This is a genomic window from Streptomyces sp. NPDC027189, from assembly GCF_055566975.1.
Map to the genome: position 1 here is coordinate 92,195 of NZ_JBVHRI010000004.1, position 15,810 is coordinate 108,004.

Genomic DNA, 15,810 nt, shown 5'->3' on the forward strand with positions numbered 1-15,810 from the left:
CACCTCACACCCGTCCCCGGCGGGTGCGCCGAACCCTCACATCCCGACCCCGCCCCCGCTGAGGGCAGCGTTCCTCCCGGGAAACAGTCGTGATGCGGCCGGGTAACACCGGCACCGCACGGTGTGGTCATGACCTCGAATACGCGTGTGGTGGTGATCGGCGCCGGGCTCGCGGGTGCCCGGCTCGCCCGGCGGCTCGAAGAGCTCGGCGCGTCCGGCGGTACGGCGGGCGCCCCCGCCCTGTCCGTCGAGCTCGTCGGCGAGGAGGAGCACCGCCCCTACAACCGCGTCCTGCTCGCCGAGGTCCTGGCCGGCCGGTACGCACCGGAGGTGATCGCCCTCCCGGTACCGGGCGGACTGACCCGCGGCCGGGTCACCGGCATCGACCGGGCCGCGCGCACGCTGCACTGCGCGGACGGCTCGGCGATCGCATACGACACGCTGGTCCTCGCGACCGGCTCGAACCCCGTGCTCCCGCCGCTGCGCGGCCTCTTCGGCCACGGCGGGCACGAACTCCCGGAAGGCGTCCACGCGTTTCGCACCATGGACGACTGCCTGGGGCTGTCGAAGGCGGTACGGCCCGGCGCCCGCGCCGTCGTGATCGGCGGCGGCCTCCTCGGCGTCTCCGCCGCCCGCGCGCTCGCCGTGCGCGGCGCCCAGGTGGTGCTGGCCCAGCAGGCCGAGCGGCTCATGGAGCGCCAGCTCGACCCGTCCGCGTCCCGCCTGGTCCACCGGCACCTCACGGAACTGGGCGTCGAGGTGCACACCGAGTGCCGGGTGCGCGACGTGCGCTGTGTCGGCGGCGCGGTCCGCTCGGTCGAGATGGCCGACGGATACGCCCTCGACGCCGACCTCGTCGTCATGGCCTGCGGCGTCCACCCACGGGTGGGCCTCGCCCAGGACGCGGGACTCGCCGTCCACAAGGGCATCCTCGTCGACGACGAACTGCGGACGTCCGACCCGCACATCCGGGCGATCGGCGACTGCGCCCAGCACAAGGGCACGCTCTACGGACTGGCCACACCGGCGCTCGAACAGGCCGACATCCTCGCCGAGTTGATCGCCGGGGACGCGAGCGCCCGCTACACCGGCACCCGTTCCCTGACGCGCCTCACCCTCACGGGCGGCGACACCCCCTTCGACCTCGCCGCGTTCGGCGAGCCCGAACCCCGCCCGGGCGACGACGTCGTCCAGCTCACCGACGCCACCCGCGGCACCTACCGCAAGGTCGTCGTCCGCGACGATCGCGTGGTCGGCGGCGTACTGGTCGGTGAACTCGGCACCGTCGGCGCGCTGGCCCGCGCCTGGGAGGGAGCAGAGCCGCTCCCCTCGGACGGCGCGCCCCTGCTCCACCTGCTCACCAACGATGGAGGCTCCTGAATGTCCACGGACGCGACGAAGGCGGCGAACGCCACCGACGGGACCGCACACACGATCGTGCTCGTCGGACACGGCATGGTCGGCCAGCGCTTCCTCGAAGCGCTCGCCGAGCGCGGCCTGACCGCCACGCACCGCGTGGTCGTGCTGTGCGAGGAGCCCCGCCCGGCGTACGACCGGGTCCAGCTCACCTCGTACTTCTCGGGCCGCACGCCGGACGAACTCTCGCTCACCGACGAGGAGTTCATCAAGGAACACGGCATCGAGCTGCACCTCGGCGACCCGGCCGAGTCGATCGACCGCGAGGCACGGACCGTAACGGCCCGCTCGGGCCTGGTGGTCTCGTACGACACCCTCGTCCTCGCCACCGGCTCCTACCCCTTCGTCCCGCCGGTCCCCGGCAAGGACACCGAGGGCTGTTTCGTCTACCGCACGATCGAGGACCTCCTCGCGATCGAGGAGTACGCGAAGGCGCGGGCGACGACGGGTGCGGTGGTCGGCGGCGGGCTGCTCGGACTCGAGGCGGCCGGCGCGCTGAAGGGGCTCGGACTGACCACGCACATCGTGGAGTTCGCGCCGCGCCTGATGCCGGTGCAGGTCGACGAGGGCGGTGGCGCCGCGCTGCTGCGCACCATCGAGAACATGGGCCTGACGGTCCACACGGGCACGGGCACGCAGGAGATCGTCGCCGGCGACGACGGCGCCGTGACGGGCATGAAGCTGTCCGACGGCTCCGAACTCCCCACGGATCTGGTGGTGTTCTCGGCGGGTGTACGCCCCCGGGACCAGCTCGCCCGCGACACCGGACTCGACATCGGCGAGCGCGGCGGCATCAGGGTCGACGAGCAGTGCCGCACCTCGGACCCGCACGTGTTCGCGATCGGCGAGTGCGCGCTGGCGTCGGACGGCCGTGTGTACGGCCTGGTCGCGCCGGGCTACGAGATGGCCGAGACGGCCGCCGCCACGATCGCGGCCGACGAGGCGAGCTTCACCGGCGCCGACCTCTCCACCAAGCTCAAGCTTCTCGGCGTCGACGTCGCGTCCTTCGGCGACGCGCACGGCGCCACCGCGGACTGCCTCGACGTCGTCTACGCCGACTCGCGCTCGGGCACGTACAAGAAGCTCGTCATCGGCCGCGACGGCCGGCTGCTGGGCGGCATCCTGGTCGGCGACGCCGAGACGTACGGCACCCTGCGCGCCCTGACGGGTTCCGTCCCGCCGATCGCCCCCGAGCAGCTCGTCCTGCCGGCGGGCGCGGGCGCCCCGGTCGCCCTCGGCCCCTCCGCGCTCCCGGACTCCGCGGTCATCTGCTCCTGCCACAACGTCACCAAGGGCACGATCCGCGGCGCGGTCACCGAGCACTCGTGCGCGACGGTTCCGGAAGTCAAGAAGTGCACCAAGGCCGGTACGGGCTGCGGCAGTTGCGTCAAGGTCCTCGGCCAGCTGGTCACCGCGGAGCTGGAGGCGAGCGGCGTCGAGGTCGACAAGGGCCTGTGCGGCTGCTTCGCGCAGACCCGCGAAGAGCTGTACGAGGTCGTCCTGGCCCTGAGGATCACTTCGTACCAGCAGCTCCTTGACCGCTACGGGCGGGAGAACGCGCGCGGCGGCGACGGCTGCGAGACCTGCAAGCCCGCCGTCGCCTCGATCATCGCCTCGCTCGCCCCGACGATCGGCGCGGACGGCTATGTCCTGGGCGGCGAACAGGCCGCGCTCCAGGACACCAACGACCACTTCCTCGCCAATCTGCAGAAGAACGGCTCGTACTCGATCGTGCCGCGCATCCCCGGCGGCGAGATCACCCCCGAGAAGCTCATCGTGATCGGCGAGGTGGCCAGGGACTTCGGCCTCTACACGAAGATCACGGGTGGTCAGCGCATCGACATGTTCGGGGCGCGGGTGGAACAACTCCCCTTGATCTGGGCGAGGTTGGTGGACGCCGGCTTCGAGTCGGGCCACGCGTACGGGAAGTCGCTCCGCACGGTCAAGTCGTGCGTGGGCCAGACCTGGTGCCGCTACGGCGTCCAGGACTCGGTCCGCATGGCCATCGACCTGGAGCTGCGCTACCGGGGGCTCAGGTCCCCGCACAAGCTGAAGTCGGCGGTCTCCGGGTGCGCCCGGGAATGCGCCGAGGCCCAGTCCAAGGACTTCGGCGTGATCGCCACCTCGAGCGGCTGGAACCTGTACGTCGGCGGCAACGGCGGCGCGACCCCGCGCCACGCGGACCTGCTGGCCCAGGATCTGTCCGACGCCGAACTGGTCCGCCTCATCGACCGGTTCCTGATGTTCTACATCCGTACGGCCGACCGCCTGGAGCGCACATCGACCTGGCTGGAGCGGATCGAGGGCGGCCTGGACCACGTACGCGATGTGGTGGTCCACGACTCGCTGGGCATCTGCGAGGAGCTGGAGTCGCTGATGCAGGCGCACGTGGCGAACTACCGCGACGAGTGGGCCGAGACCATCAACAACCCCGAGAAGCTGGCCCGGTTCGTATCCTTCGTGAACGCGCCGGACACCCCCGACCCGGTCGTCGGCTTCGTCCCCGAGCGCGACCAGATCAAGCCCGACCTGCCGCTGCTGACCATCGGCACTCGTCCCCTGGAAGGAAGCGCCCAGCGATGACCCTGGCACCCGAGACGACGGCCCTTAGGCTCCAACTCCGCCTGGAGGACGACTGGTTCACGGTCTGCGACGTGTCGCTGCTGATGCCGGGCCGCGGAGTCGCCGCACTCCTCCCCGACGGCCGCCAGGTCGCGCTGTTCCTCGACCGCGCGGGCCGGACGTACGCCATCGACAACCGCGACCCGTTCAGCGGCGCGGCGGTGCTCTCCCGCGGCCTGACGGGCACGCACCAGGGCCGCCCGTTCGTCGCCTCGCCTCTCCTCAAGCAGCGCTTCGACCTGGAGTCGGGGCAGTGCCTGGACGACGAGACGGTACGGGTGACCACGTACGAGGTACGCACCTCCTGACCGCCGGGGTGGCCGGACCAGCCCACGCCCATCGGCCACCCCGGATTTACTTGACCGATCGTTCCTGAAAACCCTAGGGTCACGCTTGTGGCCAGGACCAAAGAGTTCGATCCCGACGCCGCGCTGCAGGCAGCCCTGGAGCTGTTCTGGCGGCGCGGCTACGAGGCGACGTCCATGGCGGACCTCGTCGAACACCTCGGCGTCGGACGCGCCAGCATCTACGCGACGTTCGGCAACAAGCACGAGCTGTATCTCAAGGCGCTGGACCGCTACCAGCAGGCGCGCGACCCCAGGCTGCTGCGCGAACTCTCCCAGCCGGGGCCGGCGTTGCCCGCCGTACGCACGGTGATCCGCCGTTTCGCGACCGAGGCGGCGACCGACGAGCAGCGCCTGAGCGGCTGCTTCGTCACCAACACGGCCGCCGAGCTCGCCCCGCACGACGCGGCCGCGGCCCGCCGGGTCGAACACAGCTGGGACCACATCGAGACCCTGCTGCACTCGGCACTCGTCCGCGCACAGGCGCGGGGGGAGCTGCCGGAGGACCGCGATCCACGGGCACTGGCCCGCATGCTGCTGGTCCTGATGCAGGGACTGCGAATCGTGGGCAAGGCTTCCACGGACCCGACCCGCGTCCAGGACGCGGCGGAGCAGGCACTGACGCTGCTCGACTGATCCACCACCCTCACCCCGGGGCTTTTCAGCATGCTCCCATACTGAACCGATCGGTCAAGAAAAGAGACCTCATGGCTACGCGTTTCCCCGGCCGGACGGCCCTCGTCACCGGCGCCGGCTCCGGCATCGGCCGTGCCACCGCCCTCGCACTCGCCGCCGAGGGCGCCCACGTCGTCGCCGCCGGGCGCACCGCCGCCCCGCTCGACGAGACCGTCGCGTTGATCGAGGAACGGGGCGGCAAGGCCCTGGCCGTGACGGCGGACGTGTCTCGCGCCGCCGACTGGCGGACCTTGATCGCGGCGACCGTGGACCGCTTCGGCTCCCTGGACGTGGCGGTGAACAACGCGGGCGTCTTCCGCGGCGGGCAGCCCCTCGCCGACCTCGCGGAAGCGGACTGGCACGCGCAGCTCGACATCAACCTCACGGGCGTGTTCCTCGCCCTCCAGGCCGAGATCAAGCAGATGCGCACCCAGCCGTCCGGCGGCGCGATCGTCACCATCGCCTCCAACATCGGCCTGCACACCCGCCGCCCGGGCGTCGCCGCCTACGCCGCCTCCAAGGCCGCCGTCGCCTCGCTGAGCCGCGCCGCCGCCCTGGACCACATCGCCGACGGCGTCCGGATCAACGTGGTCAGTCCCGGCGCCTCCGCCACCGCCATGTCGCTGCGGCCCGGCGAGACGGAGAGCGAGCGCGGGGACCGCGTGAAGCACGAGCTGCCGCTCGGCCGGGTGTCGGCGACGGAGGAGGTGGCCGCGGCCGTCCTCTACCTGGCGTCCGACGACGCGGCATCGGTGGTCGGCACGGATCTGGTGGTCGACAGCGGCGGCTCCCTCTGACTCAGCTCGCGTCGGGGTGGTCGGCGCTCAGCGTGAGATCGCGCCAGGTGTCAAAGGCGGTCCTGAGGGAGTCGAGCCTGGCCGTGGAGATGTTGGTGGTCGTCCCCGTACGGCAGGGCTGACGACGGGACCGGCCGGGAGGGCGGCGGGGCCGGCCGGGAGGGCGGCGAGGCCGGCCGGGAGGGCGGCGGGAGCAGCCGGGGAGGGCCGCAGGAGCAGCCGGGGAGGGCCGCAGGAGCAGCCGGGGAGGGCGGCAGGGCTGGCCGGGAGGGCCGCAGGGCTGGCGGCGGGAGCAGCCGGGAGGGCGGCGCGGCCGCGAAGCCCGCTCCCCGGGCCGTCACACCTTGAACGCGTCGTACGTGACTCCGGTCAGCCGCTCCGATGCGGCCCAAAGCCGTTCCGCCGCCATGTCGTTGAGCGTCCACCCGGCACGCCAGGACTTCCCGGGCGAGCCGCGCCACATCGCGAACGACGGTCCGATGAACGCGTCGGGCCGCACGTCCGGTGCGGTGGCCGCGTACAGCGAGGGCAGCGCCCCCGCCTCGGCGCTCTGCGCGAAGACCCGGTTGCCGATCTCCATGAACCGCTCGGCGCCCTTGCGTCCCTCCAGCTTCGGCCCGGCGGTCTGGAGGTTGGTGGAGGCGTATCCCGGGTGCGCGGCGGCCGGGACGACATCGGACCCGACGGCGGCCAGCCGCCGTGCGAGCTCATGGGTGAAGAGGAGATTGGCGGTCTTGGACCGTCCGTAGGCGATCCACTTCCGATACGGCCGACGCTCGCTGTTCAGATCATCGATGTCGATGTTGGCAAGCGCGTGGACCACGCTCGACACGGTCACGACGCGCGCGCCCGGCGTGGCGAGCAGTTCGGGCATCAACAGCCCGGTGAGCGCGAAGTGCCCCAGATGATTGACCCCGAACTGCGTCTCGAACCCGTCGGTGGTGCGCCCGAGCGGCAGCGCCATGACACCGGCGTTGTTGACGAGCAGATCAAGGCGGTCGTACGCCCGCTCATACGTGCCCGCGAACTCCCGTACGGACTGCAGATCCCCGAGATCCAACCGTACGAACTCGACATCGGCGCCGGGCACTTCGGTGGCGAGCCGGTCCCCCGCCTCGGCCCCCCGCACCTCACTCCGACAGGCGAGCACGACCCGGGCACCACGCCGGGCGAGCTCACGTGCTGTCACGTACCCGAGGCCACTGTTGGCTCCCGTGACGACGGCGGTGCGCCCACTCTGATCCGGGATGTCGCTCAGATTCCAGACCGCCATGACGCATTCCCTCTCCGGTGATCTCCGGCCCCACGGTACGCCGCATCGCCCCCCCGAAGTCCCGTTGAACCCCAAGAGGGCGGCACCCCCCGCACAGGGGTACCGCCCTCTCGTGGTGGACCGGGACCGCGGCCGGCCGGTGAGGGTCAGGATGACCGGCTGCGGTCCCGGGGGTCGGGTGGGTCAGCGGTGGTCGCTGCCCTTCGACGTCGACGCCGCGCGCCCCGCCTCCAGGCGGGCCACCGGGATCCGGAACGGCGAGCAGGAGACGTAGTCGAGACCCACCTCGTGGAAGAAGTGGACCGACTCGGGGTCACCCCCGTGCTCGCCGCAGACGCCGAGCTTCAGGTCGGGGCGCGTCTCGCGGCCGGCCTTCACCGCGGACTTCACCAGCGAACCGACGCCGTCCTTGTCGATCGTCTCGAAGGGGGAGACACCGAAGATGCCCTTCTCCAGGTACGCCGTGAAGAAGGAGGCCTCCACGTCGTCCCGGCTGAAGCCCCACACCGTCTGGGTGAGGTCGTTCGTGCCGAAGCTGAAGAACTCCGCCGCCTCCGCGATCTGGCCTGCCGTCAGGGCGGCGCGCGGCAGCTCGATCATCGTGCCGATCGCCAGCTTCAGCTCCGTACCCGTCGCCGCCTGGACCTCCGCGATGACCTGGTCGGCCTCGTCGCGGACGATCTCCAGCTCCTGGACGGTGCCGACGAGCGGAATCATGATCTCCGCCCGCGGGTCGCCCTTCGCGTTCTTGCGCTCGGCCGCGGCCTCCGCGATCGCCCGTACCTGCATGGTGAAGAGACCGGGGATGACCAGGCCCAGGCGCACGCCCCGCAGGCCCAGCATCGGGTTCTGCTCGTGCAGCCGGTGCACCGCCTGGAGCAGGCGCAGGTCGTTCTCGTTGGAGTCCTTGCGGGACTCCGCGAGGGCCACACGGACCGACAGCTCCGTGATGTCCGGGAGGAACTCGTGCAGCGGCGGGTCCAGGAGACGGACCGTCACCGGAAGACCGTCCATCGCCTCGAAGAGCTCGACGAAGTCCTGCTTCTGGAGCGGGAGCAGCTCCTTCAGCGAGTCCTCGCGCTCGGCGTCCGTGTCCGCCAGGATCAGGCGCTCGACCAGCTCGCGCCGGTCACCGAGGAACATGTGCTCGGTACGGCACAGGCCGATGCCCTGGGCGCCGAAGCGGCGGGCCCGCAGGGCGTCTTCCGCGTTGTCGGCGTTGGCGCGAACCCGGAGGCGGCGCACCCGGTCCGCGTACGCCATGATCCGGTGCACCGCGGCGACCAGCTCATCGGCGTCGTCGGCGCCCGCGTGCATCCGGCCCTCGAAGTACTCGACGACCGGCGACGGGACGACCGGGACCTCGCCCAGGTACACCTTGCCGGTGGAGCCGTCGATGGAGATGAGGTCGCCCTCCTCCACGACGTGCCCGCCGGGCACCGTCATCCGGCGCCGCTTGGTGTCGACCTCCAGCTCCTCGGCGCCGCAGACACAGGTCTTGCCCATGCCGCGCGCCACCACGGCCGCGTGGGAGGTCTTGCCGCCGCGGGAGGTCAGGATGCCCTCCGCCGCGATCATGCCGTCGAGGTCGTCCGGGTTGGTCTCACGGCGGACGAGGATGACCTTCTCGCCGGAGCGCGACCACTTCACCGCGGTGTACGAGTCGAAGACCGCCTTGCCGACCGCCGCGCCCGGCGAGGCAGCGATGCCGCGGCCGACCTGCTCGACCTTGGCCTCGTCGTCGAAGCGCGGGAACATCAGCTGCGCGAGCTGGGCGCCCGTCACGCGCTGGAGCGCCTCCGCCTCGTCGATCAGGCCCTGGTCCACCAGCTGCGTGGCGATGCGGAAGGCCGCACCCGCCGTGCGCTTGCCGACGCGGGTCTGCAGCATCCACAGCTGGCCGCGCTCGATGGTGAACTCGATGTCGCAGAGATCCTTGTAGTGGTTCTCCAGGGTCTCCATGATCTGCATCAGCTGGTCGTACGACTTCTTGTCGATCTGCTCCAGCTCCGCGAGCGGGACCGTGTTGCGGATGCCCGCCACCACGTCCTCGCCCTGGGCATTCTGCAGGTAGTCGCCGTACACGCCCTGGTGGCCGGAGGCCGGGTCCCGGGTGAAGGCGACGCCCGTGCCCGAGTCGGGGCCCAGGTTGCCGAAGACCATCGAGCAGATGTTGACCGCCGTGCCGAGGTCGTGCGGGATGCGCTCCTGGCGTCGGTACAGCTTCGCGCGGTCACCGTTCCACGAGTCGAAGACCGCCTTGATGGCGAGGTCCATCTGCTCGCGCGGGTCCTGCGGGAAGTCGCGACCGGCCTCGGTCTTGACGATCTTCTTGAACTTGGTGACCAGCTTCTTCAGATCGGCCGCTTCGAGGTCCGTGTCGACCGTGACCTTCTTGGCGTTCTTGGCCGCCTCCAGGGCGTCCTCGAAGAGCTCCCCGTCGACACCGAGGACCGTCTTGCCGAACATCTGGATGAGACGGCGGTACGAGTCCCACGCGAAGCGCTCGTCGCCGGCCTGCTTGACCAGGCCCTGGACCGACTTGTCGGAGAGGCCGATGTTCAGGACGGTGTCCATCATGCCCGGCATGGAGAACTTCGCCCCGGAACGGACGGATACGAGCAGAGGGTTATCGGCCTGGCCGAGCTTCTTGCCCATCTTCGCTTCGAGGGCCTCGAGGTGCGCACTCACCTCGTCACGCAGTGCCGCCGGCTCCTCGCCACTGTCGAGGTACGTCTTGCACGCCTCGGTGGTGATGGTGAAGCCGGGAGGGACCGGAAGGCCCAGGTTGGTCATCTCGGCAAGGTTCGCGCCCTTGCCGCCCAGGAGGTCCTTGAGGTCCTTGTTGCCCTCGGTGAAGTCATAAACGAACTTCACGCCCTCGACGCCGCTCTCAGCTACGTGGGGATCTTTGTTTTCCGACACGAGTCTCGACTCCTCGACGTCGCGGTGGCTGCCCTGACGACGGGGAACATACCCAGATCGAAGGCGCCTGGGTACGTCCACTTGCGCGTCATACGCCTGTAACCACTCGTCCGCCAGCAGATCGAAAGTCAAGGCTTGGCAAGTCCTCACGGGCTGATGTTTTCACTTCTTGAACGAATCAATGCCCGAAGATACCCGCAGACGCTCAGGTGAGCGACGTCCAGCACGTCTGAGTTTAATCGATGAACGATCAAGGGGTGGCACTGAGTGCCACCCCTTAGGGAAGTGCAGTCGCCCAAGATCCGCTCATCTGAGCGGAACCCTTATCAAGGGTGGCGAGAATCACGCCGCATGAGGCGGCCAAATTTTACTATTCGGACCACGATGCGGACACGACACATGGATGTCACACGCCTGGATGTGCCCTGATGTGCCCGGATGCTCCTGCGTATGCGTGGTGCTCCTGCGCATGTCCGGCACTCCGGCGGGCGTGCCCTGGTGTGCCCTGGTGTGCCCTGGTGTGCCCTGGTGTCACACGCCGAGCGCGGCCAGTCGCTGCTCGGCCCGCTCCGGCGCGTACAGGTACTCCACGACCAGCGCCCCGGCCCCGACCAGCCCCGCCCGCTCGCCCAGTTGCGAGGTCACCACGTCCAGATGAGCGGTGGAGCGGGGCAGCGCCCGCTGGTACAGCAGCTCGCGCACACCGGTGAGGAAGGGAGTTCCGGCCAAATCCCCGGCGATCATCAGCACACCGGGGTTGAGCAGCGTCACCACGGTGGCCAGTACGTCACCGACCTGCCGCCCCGCCTCCCGCGCGAGCGCCATCGCCTCGGGGTGCCCGGCCGCCAGCAGGTCGCGCACATCTGAGCCGGAGGCGGCCGGAACCCCGGACTCGGCGAGCCGTCGGGCCACCGCGCCACCACTCGCGACGGCGGCCAGACAGCCGTACGAGCCGCACCGGCACAGCGCGTCGGCGCCCACCCGGATGTGCCCGATGTCGCCGGCGCCTCCGTCGACACCGCGGTAGATGGCGCCGCCCACGACCATGCCCGCGCCGATGCCGGTGGAGACCTTGACCAGGGCGAACGCCGAACAGTCCGGGTATCCGGTGCGCTGTTCGCCGTACGCCATGAGGTTGGCGTCGTTGTCGACGAGTACGGGGATGTCCGCCCTGGCGCCCGAGCGCTCGGCGAAGGCGCGGCCCAGGCGTCCTCTTATGTCGTAGCCGTCCCAGCCCGGCATGATCGGCGGCTGTACGACGCGGCCGGTGTCGCTGTCGACGGGGCCCGGCACCGCGAGCCCGATGCCGCACACCGCGTCCGCCGGATGCCCGGCCTTCTCCAGCAGTTCGGCGAACCAGCGCGCGAGTTCGCCGAGGACCGCCTCCGGGCCCTCGTCGATCACCACGACACCCGTGTGCTCGGCCAGGATCTCGCCGGTCAGGGTGAGGACGGCCGCCCGGCCGTGCCGGGTGTCGAGGTCGGCGGCGAGGACGACGGCGTGGGCGTCGTCGAACTCGAGGGTGATGGAGGGACGGCCGCCCAGCGGCGAGTCCACCGGACCCCCCGCACCCTCGCGCAGCCAGCCCGCACGGAAGAGCCGGTCGAGCCGCTGGCCGACCGTGGCCCGCGACAGGCCGGTGGCCTGCTGCAGTGCGCCGCGCGTCGTGGCGCGGCCACTGCGCACCAGTTCGAGCAGATCTCCGGCGCTTGCCTGGTTCCCGGCCTTCACGGTTCTCCCTGCCCTTCCTGTCATGCGCACCCCCTTGCGTTCCTCAACTCTGCATTACATATTGAGTTTTGCGTGTTAAATAGACGTAACCCTACGGTACCTACTGCCGAACTGGCCGGCCGGACGTCTTCGGGGAGACCTGAGTGGACAGCACAACCCAGCTCACCGCCCTGCGCACGGGTATCACCACCCCCGTGCGCACCTCCGGCACTCCCGTGCACACCGCCGGCCCGCCCTCTTCGCCCGGTCCGGGCGAGATCAGCCATTCAGGATCACTTGTATACGATTCCGCCGACCCGACGGGTTCACTGCACCTCAGGGCCGCCCGGGTCCTGAACGGCAACTGGACGGGAACGTCCACGGTGCCCTCGCGCGGTCTGTATCCGCACCAGTGGTCGTGGGACTCCGCGTTCATCGCGATCGGACTGCGCCATCTGTCCCCGCTGCGGGCACAGACGGAGCTGGAGACCCTGCTCGGCGCGCAGTGGGCCGACGGGCGGATCCCGCACATCGTCTTCAACCCCTCCGTGCCGCTGGACGCGTACTTCCCGAGCCCCGACTTCTGGCGCTCCTCGACCGCGGGGCGCGCTGCGGGCGCCCCGCGCACCGTACAGACGTCGGGCATCGTGCAGCCACCGGTGCACGCGCTCGCCGTGTGGCTGGTGCACCGGGCCGACCCGGGGCTGTCCCGGGCCCGCAACTTCCTCCCCCGGATGTATCCCCGCCTGGCGGCCTGGCACCGCTACCTCCTGCACCGCCGGGACCTGGGCGGCGGGGGGCTCGCCTCCGTGGTCCACCCCTGGGAACAGGGCATGGACAACAGCCCGTGCTGGGACGCCCCGCTGAGCCGGATCACCCCGGCCCCGGCCCGCTCCTTCCGCCGCGCCGACCTCGACCACGGGACCCCCGAGGACCGTCCGACCGACCTCGACTACGGGCGGTACGTTCGCCTCGCCACCGACTACCGGGACCGCGGGTACGCGGACGGGGTAGACGAAGGGGTGGCCCGCAGGGCCTCGGTTGAGGGTGGCGGTGGGAGACGGGCGGGCGAGTTCGCGGTCGAGGACCCGGCGTTCAACGCCCTGCTGATCGCGTCGGAACACGCGCTGGCGCGCATCGCGCAGGAGCTGGGTGCGGCGGGGACGGCCCGGCACGCCCGCGCCGAGCGCCTGACGGCGGCGCTGGTGGAGCGGCTGTGGGATCCGGCGGCGGGGATGTTCTTCTGCCGGGATGTGTATGGCGGGGACGGGGACGAGAGCGGTGCTCTCGATTCGGAGCGGGTGACACGGAGCGGTGCTCACATTCCGGAGCGGCGCTCGCAGAGCAGTGCTCACGTTCCGGAGCGGGGCTCACAGAGCAGTGCTCACGATTCGGAGCAGCGCTTCCAGAGCACTGCTCACGGTTCAGAGCGGCGCTCGCCCAGTGGTGTCCTGATCCCCGAGCGCAGTGTCGCCGGGCTGCTCCCGCTCATCCTCCCCGCGCTGCCCCGCGACATCGCCGCCACTCTCGTACGCACCGCGAGCGGCCGGCACTTCGGGCTCGGCGGGGCCACCCGGCTCGCGCCGAGTTACGACCTGACCGGGCACGCGTTCGACCCGCACCGGTACTGGCGGGGACCGGCCTGGTTCAACACCAACTGGCTGCTGGAGCGGGGGCTGCGGCTGCACGGGCAGCACGCGCGGGCGGACGGGCTGCGGGCCGCGCTGCTCGACACGGCCGGGGAGTCCGGGTTCGCGGAGTACGTGGACCCGTACACCGGCGAGGCCTGCGGAGCACTCGGCTTCAGCTGGACGGCCGCGCTGACGCTGGACCTGCTGCACGATCCTTCGGGGGCGGACCAAGTCGTGTCCCACCCGGGGCACGGCGCGTTCGACAAGGCACACAGCTCCACGGGGAACGGCACAACACGACACAGCGCATTCGAGACGGGCGCCAAGGGAGGGGACCGGGGATGACGGACCGGCATCATCTGCTCGTGCACGGTGGGACGTTCGCCGCCGTGGGCGACGGCGGGGACATCAGCGGCGTGCGGGGCGGCAGCTCCCCGGACGGGTTATTCGTACGGGACGCCCGGCACCTCAGCCGCTGGCAGCTGACCGTCGACGGCGCGGTGCCCGAGGCGCTCACGCCGGTCACGGACGGCGACACGGCACGCTGTGTGCTGGTGCCGCGCGGCGGTCGCACCGAGCCGCCCGCGTACACGCTCTTCCGTGAACAGGCGGTCGCCGACAGCGCGTTCGTGGAGGCCCTGCGCGTCACCAGTAACCGTCCGACGCCCACGACGGTCCGCATCGCGGTCACCGCGGACGCCGACTTCACGGACCAGTTCGAGCTGCGCTCCGACTACCGTACGTACGCCAAGACGGGCGTGGTCCGCCAGCGCCAAGTCCTCGACGACGGCGTGGAGTTCAGCTACCGGCGCGGTGAATGGCGGTCCTCTACGACCGTCACCTCCGAGCCCGCCCCGGACGGCGTCGAAGAGACGGGCACGGGCGCGCGTCGCCTCGTATGGACCCTGGATCTCGAACCGCACGGTTCGGCGGAGCTGTCGCTGCGGGTCGCGGCGCGGCCGCACGGTGCCGCGCACGATCCGCGCGTACCGCTCTCCCCCGCCGCCGCCAACGAGCAACTCCTGGCTCTGGAGGGCGAGTTCGCGGAGGGCGTGCCCTTCCCGACTGGCTGGCCGGAGCTGGCCGCGGCCTGCGCGCGGGGCCTGTCCGACCTGGCGGTACTACAGGTCCCTGCGACGGGCCCGGACGGTGAGGAGCTGCGTGTCCCGGCGGCCGGAGTGCCGTGGTTCCTCACCCTGTTGGGCCGCGACGCCCTCCTGACCTCCCTGTTCGCGCTCCCCTACCGCCCCCAGCTCGCCGCTGCCACGCTGCCCGCGCTGGCCGCGACCCAGGCGACGGAGACGGGGGCAGGGGCGGTGGCCCAGCCCGGCAAGATCGTGCACGAGGTGCGGCACGGTGAACTGGCGCACTTCGGGCAGGTGCCGTACGGGCGCTACTACGGTTCGGTGGATGCGACACCACTGTTCCTGGTGCTGCTCGGCGCCTACACCGAGCAGACCGGTGATCCGACGCCGGCCCGGCGCCTGGAGGCCAACGCCCGCGCGGCGATCGGCTGGATGCTGGACCACGGCGGGCTGACCTCGCGCGGCTATCTCGTCTACCGCGCGGACCGCGGTGGTCTCGCCAACCAGAACTGGAAGGACTCCCCGGGCGCCATCTGTTCGGCCGACGGCAGCCGTCCCACCGGCCCGGTGATGGCGGCGGGCGCGCAGGGGTACGCGTACGACGCCCTGCGCCGCACCGCGCACCTGGCCCGCACGGTCTGGGACGACGAGGTGTACGCGGCCCTGCTCGAACAGGCCGCAGGTGACCTCCGCGACCGCTTCCAGCGGGACTTCTGGATGGCCGAACACGCTTTCCCTGCACTGGCGTTGGACGGCGACGGGCATCACGTCGACGCTCTCGCGTCGGACGCGGGCCACCTGCTGTGGTCCGGCCTTCTGGACAAGGAGTACGGCGAGTTGGTCGGCCGCCGACTCCTCGAACCGGACTTCTTCTCCGGCTGGGGCGTGCGCACGCTGGCCGCCGACCAGCCGGCGTACCACCCGCTCTCGTACCACCGCGGCTCGGTCTGGCCGCACGACAACGCGCTGATCACGCTGGGGTTGGCGCGGTACGGCCTGCACGACGAGGCCCGCACGGTCGCCCACGCCCTCGTCGACGCGGCCACCGCCGCCGGCCACCGCCTCCCCGAGGTCCTCGCGGGCTACGGCCGAGACACCCACGGCGAGCCGGTGCCCTATCCGCACGCGTGCGTACGGGAGTCGAGGTCGGCGGCGGCTCCCTTGGCGCTGCTGACGGCGGTGGGGGGCGCTTGACTACCTCAGCTCGTCCTTGCCCTTTGATCGGTGAGGCTACGTTGTCCTTTGCCCGGTGAGGAGTCGAGCCGGCCGCTCCACCGCACGCCTGCGCGGCCCTGTTGTGAACCCTGCCGCCTGCACGGGTGTCGGACGAGT

General features: G+C 71.1%; 10 protein-coding genes. 7 read left to right on the forward strand and 3 right to left on the reverse strand.

Features of this window, described 5'->3' with window-relative positions:
* Positions 1-129 precede the first annotated feature (129 nt).
* From ACZ4RZ_RS11390 to ACZ4RZ_RS11410, 5 genes are all read left to right on the forward strand, one after another.
* A complete protein-coding gene (locus tag ACZ4RZ_RS11390; RefSeq protein ID WP_467743749.1) occupies positions 130-1,380 on the forward strand; it encodes an NAD(P)/FAD-dependent oxidoreductase in 1,251 nt (416 codons plus the stop codon).
* Complete coding sequence (gene nirB / locus ACZ4RZ_RS11395; protein ID WP_467743750.1) at positions 1,381-3,999, forward strand: nitrite reductase large subunit NirB; 2,619 nt, start codon at positions 1,381-1,383, stop codon at positions 3,997-3,999. It abuts the gene before it with no gap.
* A complete protein-coding gene (gene nirD / locus ACZ4RZ_RS11400; protein ID WP_467743751.1) occupies positions 3,996-4,346 on the forward strand; it encodes a nitrite reductase small subunit NirD in 351 nt (116 codons plus the stop codon). Before nirB ends, nirD begins: the two co-directional genes overlap by 4 nt.
* Positions 4,347-4,433: 87 nt before the next feature.
* Entirely contained in the window at positions 4,434-5,018 is a 585-nt protein-coding gene (locus ACZ4RZ_RS11405) for a TetR/AcrR family transcriptional regulator (protein ID WP_467743752.1), read from the forward strand.
* A 71-nt stretch (positions 5,019-5,089) separates the two neighbouring features.
* Positions 5,090-5,854 carry an SDR family NAD(P)-dependent oxidoreductase gene (locus ACZ4RZ_RS11410; RefSeq protein WP_467743753.1) on the forward strand — a complete coding sequence of 255 codons (765 nt, stop codon included), beginning with the start codon at positions 5,090-5,092 and terminating at the stop codon, positions 5,852-5,854.
* A gap of 337 nt (positions 5,855-6,191) precedes the next feature.
* On the opposite strand, the gene ACZ4RZ_RS11415 is transcribed toward ACZ4RZ_RS11410, so the two are convergent.
* The 3 genes from ACZ4RZ_RS11415 to ACZ4RZ_RS11425 all read right to left on the reverse strand — a co-directional run bounded on the left by ACZ4RZ_RS11415 (position 6,192) and on the right by ACZ4RZ_RS11425 (position 11,807).
* Complete coding sequence (locus ACZ4RZ_RS11415) at positions 6,192-7,127, reverse strand: oxidoreductase (protein ID WP_467743754.1); 936 nt, start codon at positions 7,125-7,127, stop codon at positions 6,192-6,194.
* 183 nt (positions 7,128-7,310) lie between these two features.
* Complete coding sequence (ppdK, locus tag ACZ4RZ_RS11420; RefSeq protein WP_467743755.1) at positions 7,311-10,052, reverse strand: pyruvate, phosphate dikinase; 2,742 nt, start codon at positions 10,050-10,052, stop codon at positions 7,311-7,313.
* A gap of 531 nt (positions 10,053-10,583) precedes the next feature.
* Complete coding sequence (locus ACZ4RZ_RS11425; protein ID WP_467743756.1) at positions 10,584-11,807, reverse strand: ROK family transcriptional regulator; 1,224 nt, start codon at positions 11,805-11,807, stop codon at positions 10,584-10,586.
* A gap of 119 nt (positions 11,808-11,926) precedes the next feature.
* On the opposite strand from ACZ4RZ_RS11425, the gene ACZ4RZ_RS11430 reads away from it, so the two are divergent.
* Entirely contained in the window at positions 11,927-13,738 is a 1,812-nt protein-coding gene (locus ACZ4RZ_RS11430) for an MGH1-like glycoside hydrolase domain-containing protein (protein WP_467743757.1), read from the forward strand.
* Positions 13,735-15,672 carry an amylo-alpha-1,6-glucosidase gene (locus ACZ4RZ_RS11435; protein ID WP_467743758.1) on the forward strand — a complete coding sequence of 646 codons (1,938 nt, stop codon included), beginning with the start codon at positions 13,735-13,737 and terminating at the stop codon, positions 15,670-15,672. Before ACZ4RZ_RS11430 ends, ACZ4RZ_RS11435 begins: the two co-directional genes overlap by 4 nt.
* Positions 15,673-15,810: the final 138 nt, after the last annotated feature.